Source organism: uncultured Metabacillus sp. (genome assembly GCF_947503125.1).
Lineage (GTDB): Bacteria > Bacillota > Bacilli > Bacillales > Bacillaceae > Metabacillus.
Window position 1 is genome coordinate 1 of record NZ_CANNCR010000133.1, and the last position, 2,049, is coordinate 2,049.

Annotated in this window: 1 protein-coding gene; it reads left to right on the forward strand. The window is 30.3% G+C overall.

The window, feature by feature from the left end:
* Positions 1–354: 354 nt before the first annotated feature.
* Positions 355–2,040: a retron Ec67 family RNA-directed DNA polymerase/endonuclease gene (locus Q1B07_RS26395; protein WP_299834283.1), complete on the forward strand. Its 1,686-nt coding sequence runs from the start codon at positions 355–357 to the stop codon at positions 2,038–2,040.
* Positions 2,041–2,049: the final 9 nt, after the last annotated feature.

Genomic DNA, 2,049 nt, shown 5'->3' on the forward strand with positions numbered 1-2,049 from the left:
TTTTGATTGGTATATTTGGGTAAATAAGTGTTTCATTTTATCTAGCGAAAACTGTCTACTTTATTCTAGCAGTCACACCTTTGCTATCTTCTTCAACTAACGTAATTTTTTTAACAGACAATTTTAAGTTCTTCGAACCTATTAAAATCAATATCTCATTTAGTAAAAAAGGTGTATAATTTTATTAACGTGTGGCTGGATCTTTTCGCTTGTGTTTCGCAAGTGTTGACAAAAATGGTGGGAACATTTGCTTCTCATCCTATGCTAACTTATCCGCATGGTGGTATATTTCATGGGTAATCGCCGCCTTTCGCCTAATGAGTAGCCACACGTTTATTTTTGAAGGAGTTTTATATGATGGAATTTCACGATATAAATACACGAAATGACCTTGCTGATTTTCTGGAGATTCCCAGAAAAAAACTTAGTTATCTATTGTATAAAAAAGACGTTAATAATTTGTACACTTCGTTTGAAATAGCTAAAAAAAGTGGTGGCGCTCGAAAAATTAATGCTCCATTAGATGAACTCAAAGATATTCAAAGAAAACTTGCAGTGGCATTGTATAAACATAAGAATAAAAACCAGAAGATAAAAAATAATCTCTCTCATGCATTCGAAAAAGAAAAGAGCATCATAACCAATGCAGAAATTCATCGGAATAAAAGATTGGTTTTGAATATTGATTTAGAAAACTTTTTTGAAAGTTTTCATTTTGGTCGTGTAAGAGGTTTTTTTATTAAGAATAATAATTTCTTATTATCTAGTGAAGTAGCCACAGTTATTGCACAATTAACATGTTACGATGGAAAATTGCCGCAAGGTGCGCCAACTTCTCCAATCATTACAAACCTAATTTGTGAGATTCTTGACCAAAGATTATTGAAAATTGCAAAAAAATACAAGTTGGATTATACACGTTATGCAGATGATCTGACATTTTCTACAAATGATAAAAAATTTTTAGATTTACAAACGGCATTTTATGAAAAATTATCAAGTGAGTTAATACGAGCTGGGTTTAAAATTAATGAAAAGAAAATAAGGTTACAACTCAGAGATTCAAGACAGGTGGTAACAGGACTTGTTGTAAATAAAAAAATCAACGTTAATAGAATTTATTACAAAGAGACTAGGGCAATGGCTCATCAACTCTATAAAGAAGGAAAGTTTGAGATTAATGGTAAACTCGCCAACCTTAATCAATTAGAAGGAAGATTTGCCTTTATAAATCAATTAACCAGGTACAATAACAAAAGAGATGGGAATAAACATAATTTTAAACAATTGAGTTCGAGAGAACGTCAATTTCAAAAGTTTCTTTTTTATAAATACTTTTATGCTAACCCCAAGCCAGTAATTGTAACGGAAGGTAAAACAGATATTGCTTATTTAAAAGCAGCTTTAAAAAATCTCTATAAAGAATATCCTAATTTAATTACAAAGAATAGTGATGGGTCTTTTGTGTTTAAAGTTTCTTTCCTAAATAAAACCAAGAGATTAGCACACTTTCTGGGAATTGTCCAAGATGGGGGAAGTGCACTTAAAAATATATATAATTTCTTTAGTTCTAATACTAAGGAAGCCCCTTCTTATTTGAGCTATTTTAAGAAGATAAGCCACACATTACCAGTAAACCCCGTAATTTTAATGTTCGATAATGAGATTAAGAGTGGGAATAAGAAACCTATAGGTAATTTTATTCATCATGCAAAGCTTGATAAGAACGACAAAAAAGGTATCTTAGAAGATAAATACATGGTCAATATCATTGATAATTTATACCTTTTAACTGTACCGTTAATTGATGGAAAGCCCGAATGTGATATAGAAGACTTATTTGAAAAAGATACTCTTTCACATAAAATTAAGGGAAAAGAATTTTGCAAGAAGGAGAATTTTGATCACTCGAAGTATTATGGCAAAGAAATTTTCTCTAAGTATATTTTAAATAACTATACTGATATAAACTTTTGGTATGTCAACACTAAACTAGACACTTTTTTTAAGGTGAATATTTTTATATTCAATGGGACTTAGATAGTCAAG